14 protein-coding genes and 1 pseudogene are annotated in these 16,269 nt (G+C 68.7%); 6 read left to right on the top strand and 9 right to left on the bottom strand.

What is annotated here, in order from left to right:
* The first annotated feature begins 285 nt into the window (after positions 1 to 285).
* The 3 genes from GAS53_RS49520 to GAS53_RS58665 all read left to right on the top strand — a co-directional run bounded on the left by GAS53_RS49520 (position 286) and on the right by GAS53_RS58665 (position 3,995).
* Entirely contained in the window at positions 286 to 2,058 is a 1,773-nt protein-coding gene (locus GAS53_RS49520; RefSeq protein ID WP_225859605.1) for an IS1182 family transposase, read from the top strand.
* A gap of 83 nt (positions 2,059 to 2,141) precedes the next feature.
* Positions 2,142 to 3,224 carry a hypothetical protein gene (locus tag GAS53_RS49515; RefSeq protein WP_151484368.1) on the top strand — a complete coding sequence of 361 codons (1,083 nt, stop codon included), beginning with the start codon at positions 2,142 to 2,144 and terminating at the stop codon, positions 3,222 to 3,224.
* A gap of 63 nt (positions 3,225 to 3,287) precedes the next feature.
* Positions 3,288 to 3,995 (top strand): transposase, encoded by a 708-nt coding sequence (locus GAS53_RS58665; protein ID WP_404829431.1) that lies wholly within the window; start codon positions 3,288 to 3,290, stop codon positions 3,993 to 3,995.
* 606 nt (positions 3,996 to 4,601) lie between these two features.
* Here GAS53_RS58665 and GAS53_RS57315 read toward each other — a convergent pair.
* Positions 4,602 to 4,760: pseudogene (locus tag GAS53_RS57315) on the bottom strand (serine/threonine-protein phosphatase); the annotation flags it as partial.
* A 497-nt stretch (positions 4,761 to 5,257) separates the two neighbouring features.
* On the opposite strand from GAS53_RS57315, the gene GAS53_RS49505 reads away from it, so the two are divergent.
* A complete protein-coding gene (locus tag GAS53_RS49505) occupies positions 5,258 to 6,241 on the top strand; it encodes a hypothetical protein (protein ID WP_151484367.1) in 984 nt (327 codons plus the stop codon).
* 62 nt (positions 6,242 to 6,303) lie between these two features.
* Here the strand turns inward: GAS53_RS49505 and GAS53_RS49500 are convergent, their stop codons facing one another.
* Both GAS53_RS49500 and GAS53_RS49495 read right to left on the bottom strand, forming a co-directional pair.
* Positions 6,304 to 7,194, bottom strand: a complete 891-nt coding sequence (locus GAS53_RS49500; protein ID WP_151484366.1) for a GNAT family N-acetyltransferase — start codon at positions 7,192 to 7,194, stop codon at positions 6,304 to 6,306.
* Positions 7,195 to 7,230: 36 nt separating this feature from the next.
* The gene (locus GAS53_RS49495; protein WP_151484365.1) at positions 7,231 to 8,070 is read right to left on the bottom strand and encodes an esterase/lipase family protein; all 840 of its coding nucleotides are present in this window, start codon (positions 8,068 to 8,070) and stop codon (positions 7,231 to 7,233) included.
* 304 nt (positions 8,071 to 8,374) lie between these two features.
* Between GAS53_RS49495 and GAS53_RS49490 the strand changes: the two genes are divergently transcribed.
* The gene (locus GAS53_RS49490; RefSeq protein WP_225859604.1) at positions 8,375 to 8,947 is read left to right on the top strand and encodes a YceI family protein; all 573 of its coding nucleotides are present in this window, start codon (positions 8,375 to 8,377) and stop codon (positions 8,945 to 8,947) included.
* Between the two features lie 473 nt (positions 8,948 to 9,420).
* Here GAS53_RS49490 and GAS53_RS55785 read toward each other — a convergent pair whose 3' ends face one another.
* Positions 9,421 to 9,639, bottom strand: coding sequence for a hypothetical protein (locus tag GAS53_RS55785; protein WP_192583643.1), 219 nt, complete (start codon positions 9,637 to 9,639; stop codon positions 9,421 to 9,423).
* Positions 9,640 to 9,987: 348 nt separating this feature from the next.
* Between GAS53_RS55785 and GAS53_RS49480 the strand changes: the two genes are divergently transcribed.
* Positions 9,988 to 11,013 (top strand): 6-phosphofructokinase, encoded by a 1,026-nt coding sequence (locus GAS53_RS49480; protein ID WP_151484364.1) that lies wholly within the window; start codon positions 9,988 to 9,990, stop codon positions 11,011 to 11,013.
* 929 nt (positions 11,014 to 11,942) lie between these two features.
* Here the strand turns inward: GAS53_RS49480 and GAS53_RS49475 are convergent.
* From GAS53_RS49475 to GAS53_RS49455, 5 genes are all read right to left on the bottom strand, one after another.
* A complete protein-coding gene (locus tag GAS53_RS49475) occupies positions 11,943 to 12,134 on the bottom strand; it encodes a hypothetical protein (protein WP_151484363.1) in 192 nt (63 codons plus the stop codon).
* A 302-nt stretch (positions 12,135 to 12,436) separates the two neighbouring features.
* Positions 12,437 to 13,462, bottom strand: a complete 1,026-nt coding sequence (locus GAS53_RS49470; RefSeq protein ID WP_192583642.1) for an SCO1860 family LAETG-anchored protein — start codon at positions 13,460 to 13,462, stop codon at positions 12,437 to 12,439.
* A 346-nt stretch (positions 13,463 to 13,808) separates the two neighbouring features.
* Complete coding sequence (locus tag GAS53_RS55780; protein WP_192583641.1) at positions 13,809 to 13,976, bottom strand: hypothetical protein; 168 nt, start codon at positions 13,974 to 13,976, stop codon at positions 13,809 to 13,811.
* Between the two features lie 71 nt (positions 13,977 to 14,047).
* Positions 14,048 to 14,374, bottom strand: a complete 327-nt coding sequence (locus GAS53_RS49465; RefSeq protein WP_318724356.1) for a hypothetical protein — start codon at positions 14,372 to 14,374, stop codon at positions 14,048 to 14,050.
* Positions 14,375 to 15,050: 676 nt separating this feature from the next.
* Positions 15,051 to 15,998, bottom strand: coding sequence for a hypothetical protein (locus tag GAS53_RS49455; protein WP_151484361.1), 948 nt, complete (start codon positions 15,996 to 15,998; stop codon positions 15,051 to 15,053).
* Between the last annotated feature and the right edge of the window lie 271 nt (positions 15,999 to 16,269).

The raw sequence follows: 16,269 nt of genomic DNA, 5'->3' as shown, positions 1-16,269 counted from the left end.
GAAGGGCGTCCGCTCCGGCGGACGCCCTTCTGGAGTTCCGGCGGTGCCGAAGGTGCTGTGAACCGCATCAAGAAGATCAAGAGACAGCTGTACGGTCGTGCCGGATTCGACCTGCTCCGCAAGATGATCCTGCTTCAGTGACGCTCCGCGACCGCTCCCCAAGATCGATGCTGTTGGCGATCTTCATTCGGTGAGGTGAATGGTTCGGGCTCTGCTCCCATTGCGTTGAGGGTTGTGCTCCGCTGGTGAGAGCGGGGCGGCTTCGGCGGTCGAAGGGGGACCGCGATGGCGATGGGTGTGAGCTCGGGGCGGGCGATTCCGGCGTTGACGGTGCGGGTGGCACGGGCGAGTAACCCGCGGGGCACGGCGGCGATGTGGGTGCGTGACCGGCTCGACGAGCTCTTCACGGACGATGACTTCGCCGACTGGTATCCGACCAACGGCCGACGGGGGCTGTCGCCGGCCCGGCTGGCGATGGTCTCTGTGTTGCAGTATGCGGAGAACCTCACTGACCGGCAGGCGGCTGAGGCGGTCCGTTGCAGGTTGGACTGGAAGTACTGCCTGAGCATGGAGTTGGACGACCCGGGGTTCGATCATTCGGTGCTCAGCGAGTTCCGGGACCGGATGGCCCAGGGCGATCGGGCTGACCGTCTCCTGGCGGTGGTGGTCGACCGGCTGGTGGCCGCTGGTCTGGTGGGGCGGCGTGGCCGGGTACGGACCGATTCGACGCATGTGCTGGCCGCGGTGCGCACGCTGAACCGTGTCGAGCTGGTCGGCGAGACGATGCGCAGGGCGCTGGAGGAACTCAGCGAGGCCGGTGAGGAGTGGCTCGCACCGCTGGTCACCGCGGGCTGGGCACGGCGCTACGGGCGGCCGGTGCGCTATGAGCGGCTGCCGCGCGGCCCGGAGGACCGCTTGGAGTACGCCCTTGACGTGGGCGCGGACGGTGTCCGGCTGTTGAGCGCCGTGTATGGCGATGATGCACCGCACCGGCTGCGGGAGCTGTCAGGAGTGCAGGTCCTGAGGCAGGTGTGGTTACAGCAGTACTGGTTCGACGAAGAGGGGCAACTGCGCTGGCGTGAGCCGAAGTCCACTCAGGACCGGCGGTCCAGGCGGGAGACTCCACGCCGCTCTGCCGTCGCGGAGGCCCAGGGGCGGCCGGATCCCGCGGTCGCGCGGGTGCCATGGGCCAGTGCGGAGATCATTACCCCGCATGACGCCGAGGCCCGCTTCAGCCGGAAGGTCGTCTCGTCCGGGGCGCGATCGTGGATCGGCTACCGCGATCACCAGACGGAGACATGTGACGGCACCGGTCCGAATGTGATCATCCAGGTCGTCACGGCGCCAGCGCCAGAACAGGACATCGACGCTCTCCCGCGGATCCACCAGGGCCTGACGGTCCGGGGGTTTCGTCCTGTGGAACACCTGGTCGACGGCGGCTACATCAGCCCCTCCACCATCCATCAGGCGCTCACCGGGTACGGAATCAGGCTCACCGGCCCCATTCGCACGGTGTCCAGCAATCGGGAGCATCCCGGCTTCGACAAACGCGACTTCCGCCCCGACTGGGAGCAGCACACCCTCACCTGCCCGCGCGGCGAAACCAGCTTTCCCTGGAACGAAACCTCCCTGGACGGCCGTCTGCAGTACTCGGTGCGCTTCCCTACGGCCGTCTGCCGAGCCTGCGCCGACCGCGCACTCTGCACCGGCAACACGGTCAACAGAGGCCGACACGTCATGCTCCTTCCGCGCCCCCTGGAGGAGATCCAGAATCAGGCGCGCCAGGAGCAGGAGACCAGCGCCTGGCGCGAGCGATACGCGATGCGGGCCGGCTGCGAAGCCACGGTCTCCGAGACCGTCCACGCCCACGGCCTGCGCGACTGCCGCTACCGGGGAATCGCCAAGACACATGTCCAACACGTCCTGACCGCCGCCGGGACCAACATCATCAGGCTCAGTGGCTGCTTCCCACCTGGCGAGGCGCCGCCACAACCACCCCGACCCACCAGTCCATTCCAACTCCTCTGTCGAAAGCTGATGTTCAGCACCTCACGATGACTACCGAAGATCACCAACAGCATCCAAGATCTGTGCCAGAACCCAAAAGAAGACGCCCTAGCCAGCCGGTCACACAAATCGAGGTGCAGGTTGTCACCGCGGATGCGGACTCAGCCGACACAAGGGGGCGGGTCTTCCTCGGCCTGGGTGGAAGGGAGTTCCGCCTGGCAAAGGATGGTGGAGAGTTCGACCGCGGCGTGACGACCACTTTCAAACTGGGAGCATCGTCGAACGTCGCCCACAGCGCAGCGAATGATCCGCGCGCTCCTCAGCTGGACCTGGCTGACCTCACCCGGTACCCCGTCTATGTGCGGCTGGAGGAGGCTGGGTCCGAGCCGCAGTGGCTGCTGGAGCGCATCACGCTCACAGTCAATCCAGGTACAGCCACCGCCACGGAATTCGACAACCTGCACCTGGCCGGCCTCGAAGCGGGCCACAAGATCTGGCTGGGCGCGGACCAGGGAACCATCCTGCACCTGGCATGGGTCCGCAGCGCTGCTGCCGGCTGGCCTTTCAACGCAACAGCCGGCGTTGGCACTGTGCTCCCTCCCGAAATTGGCCAGACGACCGCCGGCGGCGGACAGGCAACCGACCTCAACTCTGGCCTGCCGCACGGCCTGCAGCAGACCGCCCCACACCTCAAGGAGAGCCCTGTGCTGACCACCCCGCTCGACCAGCCGTACATCATCGCCGTCGAGAACAGCCTGCAATCAAACTACCTCCGGCCTGACAACCTCGACGACAACACCGGACAACTCGTCCAGATCTGGAACAAGGACGTCATCCGGGAGGTCCACAAGGCCGCGGGCGAGACGATGCAGTGGCATCTCGTCCGACATGACAACAGCACCTACAGCCTGTTGTCCAACCCTCAGCACAACGCGCTCACCCTGGACACCGACGGCGAGGTCCGGCTGCGGGCCCGGACCAACAGCAGCAACCAGCGCTGGCTTCTGACCCCCGTCCCCGGGCTCACCGGCAACACCTACGTCATCCGGCCGTTTGACCAGCCGGAGTATGCCCTGATCCGCGAGAACGACAGCCACGACACCTACGTGAAGCCCAAGCGCATGTGGGGTGGCCTGGACGGCCTCTTCGCCTGGCACGTCACGCCTGCTCCGGAGGACATGCGCCGTCAGTATCCGCTGCCCGAGGTGACCGCCTGACAACAGCTGCCTGTCTCGCCTCGTTCCTGCTCTGGGCAAGATCCGTTTGAAGACGGACCCTAGATCCACCTCGCCGTCGACGGTCGCAGCCGCCCGCTCGACCTCCCGCTGACCGGCGGCAACACCAACGGCTGCTCCCAGTTCACCGCGGCGATGGCCGCGATTCGGGTGCCGCGGCTGCGCCTGGGACATCCCCGCTCCCGGTCTGCGCACGTGATCGGCGGCAAGGGCTACCGTTCCGGGGCGCTCCGCAGTTGGCTGCGCAGCCGAGGCATCGCCCACACCATCCCTGAACGGGCCGACCAGATCGGCTGCCGCGCCAGGCGCGGCAGCAGGGCGGGCGACCGCCCTGCTGCGACAACGCCCCAGCCACGGCCGGGCGTTCGCCACATCACCCATTCGCACTGCTCACGCGCAGCGGCACACGCTGCGAGGGCCTGGCACTGTGGCGACCGCCAGGCCCTCGGCCGGGGTGGCTCGTGCACCCTCCCATCGGACGAGCTGGTCGGTCGGCGGGCGCGCAGCTGTCGCGCCTGCCGGTCCCTCGGACGGCGGACAGCACGGCCCACCAGCCGCAGGCCACACCCGCGCGCGATCCGCGGTCGCCAGCGCCCTCCTGGCGCGCGATGCACAAACCCCGCGCCCGTGACACGCCTCACCACCGCTCGGCGCCACGCCAAGCCGGAATGGATCAAGGTGAGGTGTGAGACCAGACGCTACGAGACCGGAGTCGTCCCCTCGCCTACGAAGGGCACCAGAAGGCGCCCTTGATCATCGAGGCGCGACGGCCCCAGCGGGTGAATCAGCCTCTTCTGGCCATCGCGTAGATGAATCGGCGCATCATCGCCGCGCTGCACGGCAGCGGCCAGCCGCACCGGCACACCCCGCAGGAAGCCGCCCCAACTGTCCCCGCCAGGGGAGAACACTCCCAGGTCAGCCTCAATCTCGACCTGCTCCCCGCCCATGAGCAGCAGAACCGGCTCAGGCAGAGCGGACCACACTTCCAGCCTGCCCCTGCGCAGACTCCGCTGCGAGCCGGTAGTCACACGCAACACGCGTGGTCCGGGTTGGAGGCGGAACCGCTGCGGAAATGCCAAACAGGAAGGACACCCCCCGGCGGGGCGGAGGCCGGACCTTCCCGGTCCCGCAGAGTGAAATCTGACCGCCGACTGGCTGCCTGGCAGTGGGCTGCCCGGCGGGGCTCCGTGTGCTGGTGTTATCAAATGCATGCGGATCCCGAGTTCGGCATCGCATGTGGCGAAGGGTGCCTGCCCCGGCCCGCCGCCGTCGGCGGGTCCCTTCAACAGGCGCTGGGCAGCGAGAAGGGACCCGCCTGGCACGGCACAGGCCACTCTTCCAGAGCCGCCGGCATCGGGGAACGGCGGCGACGAGGGGCATCCCCAGCGGGAAGAACAGGGTCTGCGGTCTCTCGGTCACGGTGGCGCACAGGAGCCACGGCCCGAGCACGAGGCTGTCCTCGTTCCGGTCCCGGACCAGCCCCTGATAGCTCAGGGCACTCACAGCGGCGTAGGGCATGGAGCGCCATCGCCTCCCGCATCGGAAACACCACCGGGAGAAGGCCTCCCGCTCCATGTCTAGTTGGCGGGGGGTTGCTCCGTACCAGCACGGTTGTCCGGCAGGGACGACCCCAGAATCGGAGCGTACGGAGAAGGGGTCGGGCGTACGGCACGGCCTTCTTGGCAGAGTCCTCACTCGACTGGCTTCACCACCGTGATCTCCTGTCGGCCAAGCCAGGCCGCCTCCGACCGGGTCGACCAGTAAACCTGGCATCTGGCTGGATCGCGGCAGCTCCCGTCGGCGCAGCACGCATTCCAACGTGGACGAGAGCAGGTGCTGTCGCCGGGAGGTGGAAGCACAGATCAGCCGCCGATCAGCGCCAGTCTGCACGCGTGCCAACGCCGTGCGTAGGGGCGGAAGATGCGGGGGCGGCTGTTTCGGGGCACGGTGGAGCGGGGGCGGGGCCGGTTTCCGGCCGATTCTTGCTGAGCATCGGACAAGCCGAAGGATTCCTGATGGCAGTAGCAACAGACTTGCTCGTTCCGGCGCTGCGCGAGGTCCGCGAGGCCAAGGCGGCGCTTGCCGACCGCTTCAGGGCCCACCTCGCTGTCACGCCCCCCGGTGAGCACCGGGATGTCTTGGAGCGTCGCCTCGGTGACGCCCGGGGTCACATGTACCGCATCGACGAACGCCTGAGTACGTTGCAGCCCCGTGGGCTGGTGCAGAGCGTTCTCGGTGGTGCCTGGCAGCTCACCGGGCAGGCAGCCCGGCTTTCCTTCGACGTGGCGCTGTCGGTCCCGGGCGCGGTGTTCCGCAGCCGGGGGACGGCAAAGGAGTACCAGCTGCTGAAGAACGCCGAGCACGAGTACGCGGTCACCGCTTTGGCCCTGGCCGTCTGCCGGGCCGCCGAGCGCATCGCCCAGGAGGCCGAGGACACGGTCAGCGTGGAGTTGCTCAGCTGCATCCGCCGTGACGACGAGGAGGCGCTGGATGAGCTCGCCGACGCCATCGAGCAGCACGCCAAAGCCGCGGTGGCGGCTGCCGAGACCGCCGAGGGCCTGAGCAACGGTGGCGCCGGCCAGGCGGTCCGCGAGTGGGGCAGCTGGCTGCGGGAGACGGCGGAACGCATGCCGGGCGCGGACCGGCTCCAGGGCGGACCGCAGGGAGCCCTCATCAGCGAGGAAGAGTTGCCGATCCCCGACTACCGCAGGCTCAGCACCAAAATGATCATCGACCGGCTCCCGCATCTGGCGCAGACGGACCTGGCTACGCTCGGCGCGTATGAGCGGTGCCACGCGGGCCGCTCCGCTGTCCTGAGCCGCATCGCCGAACTGCTCGGGCCTGTGCCGTGGCCCGGCTACGACAGCATGACCGCGGACGAGATTCTCAAGCGGCTCGGTGACGCCGAATCGGTCCACACCCGCCGGGTGCTGGACTACGAGCGCCGCCATCAGGCACGCTCCACCATCCTCAGAGCCGCCGAACGAGTGCCCGCCTGACCGTCCCGAGTACGGCGGCCACCTGGTGCCGCGCCCCTGGCCAGGGCCGCGCCCCCCGGGGCTCACACGGCCGACCGCGTGAGCCCGCGCCGTCGGCGCTGGTAGGTCCACAAGTGATCGACGAAAGTGAAGCCGAAGGAGGCGAAGAGCCGGGTGGCAGCCTGGTTCTCGGGAGTGAGGTCGTCCTCATCGTCGATGACGAGGACGACCTCCTCGGCACCTTGCTCAGCCAACAGGGCCATCGCCTGGCCGAGCAGCTTGCGGCCCAGGCCCCGACCACGATGGGTGGGCTGAGTCTCGATCCAGTAGACGGTCGCGGTGCGGTCGGGACCGAAACCGACCAGCGCTTCTGCAACCGGCTCGGCCGCCTCACGGATGATCAGCCGGTGACCCGGCGGGACGTCGCAGGGGAAGCTGTCGGCGACCAGCTTGGCCGACGCCGACTCGGCCGGTAGCGCGCAGTGCAGGTAACAGCCCTGGCGGCGGCCGGTGAACCCGGTCTGCAGCAGGGCGTCGTGGGTGGCGCCTCGGCGGGTACGGGGAAGCCCGCCTGGCCCCAGGGGGCCCGGCGGAGCGCCGACGAATGCCTCGATCTGCGGGCAGTGGGCGAGCTCGGCGAGGGCAAAGCCGAGCAGGGCACGCAGAGCGGGCGGATCCTCCCGTGCGTAGATCCAGCAGATGAGGCCGGTGTTCACATCGGTGAAGGACAGGTACGCGATGATGCCGCGTGGGCGGTCTTCGGCGTCGGCCAGGACGCTGATCCTCGGCCGGGCCGGCACTGACCAGCCGGCCAGGGCGAGCGGACCGCGCCGCACATCGGCCAGTTTCTCCGGGGTGCACCGCTGCTGTCCCGGAAGCCGGTCGGCATCGATCAGCTCCCGCACCCCCGGTTCGTCCTCGGGGCGATACGGGCGTACCGTCGCGCTGCTGTCGGGGCTGGGTGAAGAAGCCATGGTGTCGGTCCGCACAGGTGCTGACGTTGTTACCGGCTACGCTTCAGCGTCCTCCGATTTGTCCCCGCTGTCACGCGCGGGCGGAGTCAGGGCGGATGCAGCCTGCCCGGCTGCGGTCAGCAGCGAGCGCATCTGGTCGATGACCGGCTGGTGCAGGGGAAGCGTCAGGTGGCCGACTCCGGGCACGAGTACGTTGCGGGCCTTCAGGTCGGGATGGTCGATGCGGCCCCTGGCGGCGGGGATGACGGCCTCGTCCAGGTCGCTGTAGAAGGCCACGAACCGGGTACGGCATCGCGCGGCCGGCTCGGCGAGTTCGGTCAGCACCTGGCTCCCCGGCCGCAGCTGGCGCAGTAGCGGATGGGGCGGGGCCAGCAGGGCCGTCGCGGTCCCGCCGTGCGGCGTCGCCAGAGTGATCACCAGCGGCACGTACGCGTCTCCCCCGAGCCGCTGGACGTAGTAGCGGGCGATCAGCCCGCCCAGGCTGTACCCGATCAGGACCACGGGCCGCCCCGCACTACGGGCATGGGCCAGTTCCACCTGGTCGCCGAGTATCCGGGCCGCCGCGCGGATGTCCGGGCTGAGGGCGTTGTAGCTGACCGGGACGAAGGGGCCGGCGCCGCAGCCGCCCAGTCCCCGCTGCAGTGACGAGACGACCCATTCCCGGTCGGCCAGGCCGTGCACCAGCAGCACTGGGATCGCCGCGTCAACCGTCGACGGCTCACCCGCCTCCGTCGACCGCGCGGGCCGGGCGGGAGCGAGCCATCCGGTCAGTTGCCCGACGCTCTCCACGGCGATGTCGAGCGGAAGCCGGGCCAGGCGCACCACCGCCCTACCCGCCTCGGCGCCGACGCCGCGCATCGGCGACAGCCCCGGCACCGACAACTGCGTCCTGAAAGGAGTGCCCGTAACCGTTCACCTCCCCGCATGCACCCCCGATTGTCCTACCCCCGGGAACTCTGCGCGAGCCGACCCGATTCCCCTGCCGCCACCGTGGGTGCCCCAGGGGTAGAGGGTGGTTCGGGCGGTGCTGAGGTGTCAGTAGCACGGTGCGCCCGCCGCGCCTCCGCCAGCCCGGGGCGGCCGACTGCGCCCCGGAGTCGGCTCAGTGCAGGAAATGTGGGACACGCCGACCGGGCCGCCTCGACCGCCCGACTGTTTCCGCCCCTTACGCTCGGGCGTTGTGACGCTGACAGACGGAACGTACAGGTTCGGGCCGTCGATCGGCCGCCTCTTGATCAAGACCGGTCGCGCGGGACTGGGCCGCAGGGCGGGGCACGACCTCACCATCGAGGCCGCCCGATGGTCCGGCGAGGCGGTGGTGGTCGTCGGCGACCCCGACAAGTCATGGGTGAATGTGACGGTCGAGACGGGCTCGTTGGAGGTCCGCGAAGCCACGGGCGGGCTGAAGCCCCTTACCGACGCCGACCGGGCCGAAATCAAACGGACCCTGGCCGACAAGGCCCTGCTGCACGCCGCGGAGCACCCCACGATCACCTTCCGTTCCACGCGTATCACCGGGACGCCCCAGTCCTTCGAGATCACCGGAGAGCTCAGCATCAAGGGCCGAACCCACCCGGTGACGGTCCACGGGAAGGGCAATGGCGACGGACTCCTGCGCGGCTGGGCGACCGTCACGCAGTCCACCTGGGGAATCAAGCCCTACACCGCATTCCTCGGCGCGCTGCGGCTGGCCGACGACGTCCGGGTGGAAATCGACGTGGCCCGGCTCGAACCGGCAAACGGGACGAGGTAGCCGCCGCGTCCAGAGTCGGCCGCTGTGGCCGGCACCCGCACCGACCGGCACCATGGCTTACACGCCGGTCGAAGAGACCACTGGGAATCGGCGATGACTCAGCCTGCGAACGGCCATCATCCTGCTGCTCGGCGTGCTCAGCGGACTCGGTGCGGGCATCCTGACCGTATGGGCCGGTGGAGTCGTTGCCAGCGGCATCCTCACGGGCGGGGCCGCATTCACTGCGGCTGTCCTCTTCTTCCACACGATCATTGCGTGAGCGAGACGGGGTGACTCGCAGCCGAGCAGTCCGCAGGCCTGCTCGGTACGGGTGCACTCACCGGGCCCACGGTTCGGCGAAGCACCCTCGCGGGCAGTCACTCGGCGGACTGCCCATCGCACTGCAGCTGAGCGCCCGCTCGCACGCCGCCTCCGTGATGACGGAGTGGAACGTGCTTTTCTGCGTGCAGGACATCGATCCAGCCCCGGAGGATCTAGGCGGCGTCCGGCTGACCGCGCACGAGGGCGCTGGCGGAGGGCGAAGGAGCACCGCCGTCACGCAGCCAGTCGATGATTTCGGCCGCGTCGGCAGGGGCGCAGTCCCTGGGGACGCTCACCACTTCGGCCCGCACCGGCACGTTCTCCGCTGTCCGCCCTTGGGTGTCGCCGAACCGTCCACCCACCCTGGGACATCGCCAGTCGGTCGTCGGCACATGAGTCACACCTCCACTCCGAAACAGATGCCACAGCTGGTACACCACGGCAGTGACCCGCATCGGGGCCGCGGACGCGGGTCACCGCCTCCAGGAGGACGGTCGCTGGGGCACTGCCATTCATCCGCCCTCCAGCAGGGCCCGCAGCTGTCCAGCGGGCTCCAGGCCGACCCGAAGGCCGGACAGAGTCCCCACGAGCGAGCCGCCTGGCTCCTGTGCCCGTCGAGTAGCCACTGCGGATCGAACGGAGGGAGGCTGGAACGAGGCGATCCATATACCCCGACAGCGTTATTCGATCGCCGAGAAGGCCGCGACCAGACGGGGTGACCAGCGGATGGGAGGAAGCCCATGAAGGTCGGAGTACTAACCGGCGGCGGTGACTGTCCCGGCCTCAACGCCGTGATCCGCAGCGTCGTCCGCAAAGGCGTGCAGGAATACGCCTTCGACTTCGTCGGTGTGCGGGACGGCTGGCTCGGTTTGCTCCAGGGTCATGTCATACCGCTGGACATCCCCAGCGTGCGAGGGATTCTCCCCCGCGGCGGGACCATCCTCGGCTCCTCCCGTACCAACCCCTTCAAGCACGAGGACGGGGCGCGGCGCGTACGGGACACTCTCGCCACGCACGACGTGGACGCGCTCGTCGTGATCGGCGGCGAGGACACGCTCGGTGTGGCCACCGAGCTGAGCCGACAGGGGATCCAACTGGTCGGCGTGCCGAAGACCATCGACAACGACGTCTCCGGCACGGACTACACCTTCGGCTTCGACACCGCCGTGGGCATCGCGACCGAGGCCATCGACCGCCTCCACACCACTGCCGAGTCGCACATGCGCACCCTGGTCGTGGAGGTGATGGGGCGGCACTCCGGGTGGATCGCCCTGCACGCCGGCATCGCCGGCGGCGCCAACGTGATCCTCATCCCGGAGCGGCCGTTCGACATCGATCAGGTCTGTGAACAGGTGAAGAGCCGATTCAAGATCAACTACGCGCCGATCGTGGTGGCCGCCGAAGGGGCCATCCCCAAAGAGGGACGGGTGATCCTCAAGGACCAGACGCTGGACGAATACGGCCATGTACGACTGTCCGGCATCGGCGAATGGCTGGCCCAGGAGATCTCGGACCGCACCAGCACGGACGCCCGCACCACGGTTCTGGGCCACATCCAGCGCGGCGGCACCCCGAGTGCTTTCGACCGGTGGCTGGCCACGCGCTTCGGACTGCACGCCATCGACGCGGTCAAGGACGGCGACTTCGGCGTCATGGTCGCCCTGCAGGGCACCCGGATCGTCCGCCTCCCCCTCGCCGATGCCACAGCGAAGACCAAGCTGGTCGATCCGTCACTGTACGACGAGTTCGAGGTGTTCTTCGGCTGAATGTCCTGCGCCGCTCGATGCGTTGGGAGACGTTCGCCCTGGTTGCACTGCTGGTCGTGCTCGCCTTCGTCTTCGGCTAGGCCGACCTGCCGCTCGTGGTCGACGATCGGCGGCACAAGGAGCAATCAGGCGTGAGGAAGGCGCTGCTCCCCGGTGTGTCCGAGGGGGTGGGAGCAGAGAGGCAGGAAGACGCGGGGTGTGCACCAATTCCCCGTCGGCTGCACACTGCTTCCCGTGATCGGGGCCAGGTGCTCTGACCGATCAAGGGGACCTCACCGGGCCTTTCACAGCGCAGGTAACCGGCGGTGGACCCACCCGACGTTCGCCCACGGAATATGGCCATGCCGCCCCTGAACGCCTCCCCCCATCGGTGGATACCGTCCCGAATCTCCTCAAAGCCGATGAAGGAGGGCTTCCACCCAGGGTTTCGCCTGACTGTTGTTCGTCAACGTGCCGGAGCGGCGACCGTGACTGCCCGGGCCCCCTCGCGTTACTGCGCAGGAAGGCCCGGTGAGTTTCCCTTGATCGTCATCGCAACGGGAAGTGCGCAGCGGATCAACGGGGATTTGGCGCACACTCTCCGTGTCTTCCTTGTCCCCCTGCTCCTTTGTCCCTTCGGACACCGGGGAGTGGGGGGCTTTTCGTCGCGCCAGATGATCTCGGATCAGCCCTGCGAGGGCCGCCTCGACCGCCTTTCGAGTGGATGCCGTGCATGCCCTTCAGGAAGACCGCCAGGAACTCGGTGGTGGCGTCTTCGGCCTCGTCGAGTTGCTCCTCGGTCGGAGGGGTGGGCGTCTGCGGCAGCTCGCTACGGGCACGCAGGTGTTCATGGTGGTCATTCTTCTTTGGTTGCGGTACGTCCAGTGTGACCCCCCGGATCTTGGGTCTGAGGCCACATGACGCTGTGTAGTGACGGAATCCGGCGCTCTTTACAGATCAGGTGGGTTGTCCTCCAGCCGCCAGAGATCGCGGCATACGGACACGACCATCTTGCACTTGTCGATCAGATCGAGAGCCTCCTCGGGAGGGATGGTCTCGCAGTAGTCGCGAAGATCGGCGAGAATCTTCGCCAAGTCGGCATCGATTTCTTCTGCGAACGCGAGTTCTTCGTCGCTGGTCATGGTGATCACTTCTTCGCGGGCGCTGTACGTCCAGTGTGACCCCGTGGCCCGTGAGATCGGCCTGCTTCGAGCAGTACGGGCCTCGCCAGGGAAACGCCGGGGAGCACCTTCAACGCCGCGCGCAGGTCGCGCGGCGGGAGAACGAGTCCGCTCCGCCACGGAAGGTAGTGTGGATCATGGTGCCGTCTCTAGCCTCCCCCGCAGGCCGAAGCCCATCGCAGCCGCAGGTCCGGGCGGCGATGGGCTTCAACGAGGTCCGGCCCCGGCCCCGGGTGGGAGCGCCGCCCGCGACCGGTGGCGCGTCAGTTGTTCTGAGTGGTGCGGCGGCGACGCATCAGGTACACGGCCGCGGCGCCGCCGAGGAGGAGCGCCCCGCCCACGCCGGCGATGACGGGTGTGGCGGAGTTGCCGCCGGTCTCAGCAAGGCTCAAGCCGTCGTCGCCGGTCTGGGTGTTGGGCTGATTGCCCGCGGCGTCAGCGTTCTCGGCGCCCTCGGCACCCTTCGAACCGGTGGACTCGGAGGAAGACTGGTCGTCGGACGAGCCGCCGTCGGCCACGCCACTGCCGGATCCGTCATCGTTCGCACCGTCACCGTCCGAACCATCCTGGGCGACGCCGGAGCCGTCCGGCGTCGCGCAGGTGGCCTCGGCGAGCACGATCTCTCCGGATGCCTTCACCACGCCCAACTTGGCCGGAGTCACTGTGTACTTCAGCCGAAGCACGGTGGCCGCCCCCGTGCTGTCCGTCGTGGTCGCGTTCTGCAGGACGAGGTCGACGGTGCCGACGCCTGGCACCTCGACGTGCTGGTCACCGGGCCCGTTCACAGGGACCGGCTTGCCCAGGACGCTCACGTTGTCCGCCAGCGCGGCCTTCGCGGTCGGCTTCTTGCCCGTCTCGCAGGAGGCCGTGGCCGTCAGAAGGTCGGCGGTCAGCAGCGGGTTGGCGGGCAGGCCCGGTGCGTAGGCCCGTACGCCGACGAGCTTGACGTCGCCCACCGACCGGTGCGCGTCCGCTTTGACGCTGGAATGCGCGACCGAGGCCTTGACCAGCGTTGTGGGCTGTCCCTTGTTCGCACCGTTCACCTCGGCGGTGAGCAGCGTCTGCTGTGCGTCCCCGGGCGCGCTCAGGTCGCTGAGCGCCTTTTTCACCGGAACGTCGCCGACGCCCTCCACCAAGACGCCGAGGTCGGCGCGCGCCGCGACGGCGGTCGCCTTGCCGGTGGAGCCGGAGTGTTCGTCCGCGGGTACGGCATAGGCCGGGCCGGCGGCCAGTGCGCCGCCGATCATCAGAGCCGAGAGGCTCAGGAGAGCGGCTGGGCGTGCGGGCATGCTGAAGACATTCGTGTGCAACTGAGAAACCCCCACAGAGACTTGGAGCCGTCGGCGCTGCCGTGCTCGGTACAGCGTGTCCGCCGACGACCTCGACCCGCAGATCATGGCCTCACGGATGTCGATCGTGCGAAAATCCGACAGGGCATCACCCCAACGTGCGGTTTCCTCGCTCGCCCCTTGCCTGTCGCGCAACTTCTGGCCCGGTCACTCGTTACCGCCGGTCGGCCCCAGGTGCCCGGGTGCAAGTTGAAGCGCCTGGTGAACCGCGGCACTGTCACCGAACCCGAACCGGCCTATTCACCCCGCCCCGGCCGACACCACCCGCATCCGGGGGACGAAGCCCTCAGGAGAGTCGGCCCGCGACGGCCAGCACCACCACGGCGGCAACCGTTGCCGCTGAGCAGATGACCATCACGGCCCGACTCCAGCCACCGTCGCGGGTGACGACGGCATCCGGGGCATCCCGCTCGGGCGGGAACCAGTAAGCCCCGAGCAGGGCCGGCGTCGGCACAGCGTCACTGCGAGGATGCATGCCCTGTCAACGCGTGATCAAGGACTATGGCAACAGCAACACCGTCGTCATCACCCGCTCAGCCCAAGCACCGAGTTCCCCGCTGCGCGCTTCAGCGTCAGCGCCAGGACCTCGGGCCGGTTCAAGGTGCCGACACCATCCGGGGAGATCAGCCAGCATAGTGAGCCCCGGCGACGGTGTGGCGCCGGAGCTGTGATCCACGCGTCCTTGCCCGCGCAGCGCAGCCCCGTGCAGACGCACCGGGACGCCGTGCCCGGCGGCACGAAGAAGCCCACCTGATACCGCCGGACATCCCACAAGACGGGCCCGGGCCTCAGCAGCGGCAGGTCCTCCAGGATGTCAGCGACGCGCAGCCCCAGCTCTTCCGGAACGATCACAACATCCCACCGGCGTCCCGCAGGAAGCAGCGCGACCCCCCTGAGGCCGAGTCGCCACTCGCGCCTGCATGCCCGGGGATCCTGCGAAGCGGCGGCAAGCCACTTCGAGGCACTTGACCGCATCCACATCAGTGCCATCGCACCTTCCCTTCCGCAGCCGTCACCTGCGGCCACGTGCCGACACCGCGGGACGGGGAGAGGCGCACCCCGGCGCTTCGGCGTCAGCACAGCACCGCTCGATTCACGCCCCAGTGCAACCCGCGCGGACCGGGCGGACCAGACACCGGACACGCAGTTCGCTACATAGAGTGAGCGCGGGGCACGTTCAGGGGCAGATATATGCATGAGCGCGCCCCTCCACGCTCCTTGGCCCCCGGCACACTGGTGTCGGCCGCGTCCGGGTGCCCCAGGTGTCGGGCTGCCCGAAGACGAACTCGCTGCCGCGCCGGGGCGGGCGGCCCGGGGGTGTGGGGCTGCCGGGGCGGGTCAGCTCTGCGCAGGACGCGGTCCGAGCGCATCCGGGCCAGCGCGACTCCGCGACCTGCCACCCGTCGAACTCCCCGCCGCAGCCGTCTACTTGGTCGAGTCGTACCGCGACGGACGGCTACAAGGTGGACGTACTGAAGAGCCTGCCCCTCAGCGGCAGCTGCTGGTGGAGTCAGCGGCGTACGCCGACTCAGCCGCCCGTCGCCTCCGCCGCGTAGGGCGCCTTCTCCCATTCCTTGGTCATCGCGCCGTTCTCGCCCTTCACCCAGCGCGGCTTCCAGGTGTACCGCCAGTACCCCTGGGAGGGGATGGTGCGGAACTCCGCCCCGTCGCTCCTGACCGGGGTCTGGCGGGTCTGGCCGTTCAGCGTCCATTCGACGACCGGGACCCAGGTGCAGTCGCACGTGCGGGTCTCGACGGTCAGCGCGACATGGAATGTCTGCGCACCCCTCAGCTCCTGCGGAAACACCTGGCTGCCGGTGGTCTGGACGGGGACGGAGTCGCCTCCGCCGTCCAGGCTGGCTTGGCCCTTCACCTCAAGGGGAGGGATGTGCGCGGGGCAGCCTCGCAGGGCGACCAGCGACGCCTGCCGTGCGCCGGGCACGGGCTTCCGGTCGACGATCTTGATCCACACCTTCTCGACCACAAGCGGTCTGCTGTCGCGCGGCTGGATACTGAGGCGCAGACGGGTCTCGTCGGGATCGGCCGCGTCCTTGTACGACAGGCGGGGAGAGCCGTTCACCACCGGCGGCACCGTCAGCTCACTCGGAGGAGTCCGTACGACCCAGAAGTCCCACGGGCAGCCGTCGGCATATCTCCCCTGGGCGATGTCCGGTTCTCGGGCCGCCGGTTGCCGATTGCCGCCGTCCCCGGCCACCGTCGCGGCCCCGGTGGCCGAGGGGCCCGGCGAGGGCGCCTCCTTGCCACTTTGGACAGGATCGAGCGTACTGGCGCTCGGCTCCGGGGAGTCGAGCGTTCGCGGCTCCCGTGAGGGGGAAACGTACAGGGGCGGTTCCTCGTCCTTGAACAGGCTCTTCGCCCTGTCGTACCCGTCGGTGATCGCAGACTGGAAAACCGTGCCCAGCAGAAGCAGAACAAGCGGTACGACGAGGTTGGTCGACGTGAAGGTTCTCCTCACCCACGGGAGGAAGCCCCGCCGTTCGTCCTCCCCTTCGCCATCCGACGCCGATTGCGGCTGTGGATCAGACGCCGGGTCTAGCTGCCCCGGTGGTGGCCGACCTGGTTCCGGCTCCATGGACCGCTGTTGCTCGGGTCCCCGCTGTCGGGATTGTTCCTGCCGACCATGTTGTCCCTGCTGCCGCGGTGTCCGCGGCTCGGGCAGAGACGGCTGTTGCTGATGTGTCACATGCACCCCTGCCACCGAGGGTATGTGTTCGGAGGCGCTCAGT

It is taken from the genome of Streptomyces albicerus (assembly GCF_008905045.1).
In the GTDB taxonomy this organism is placed as follows: Bacteria; Actinomycetota; Actinomycetes; order Streptomycetales; family Streptomycetaceae; genus Streptomyces; species Streptomyces albicerus.
The sequence above is the reverse complement of the archived record's forward strand: the minus strand, read 5'-3'. Positions and strand labels throughout refer to the sequence as shown.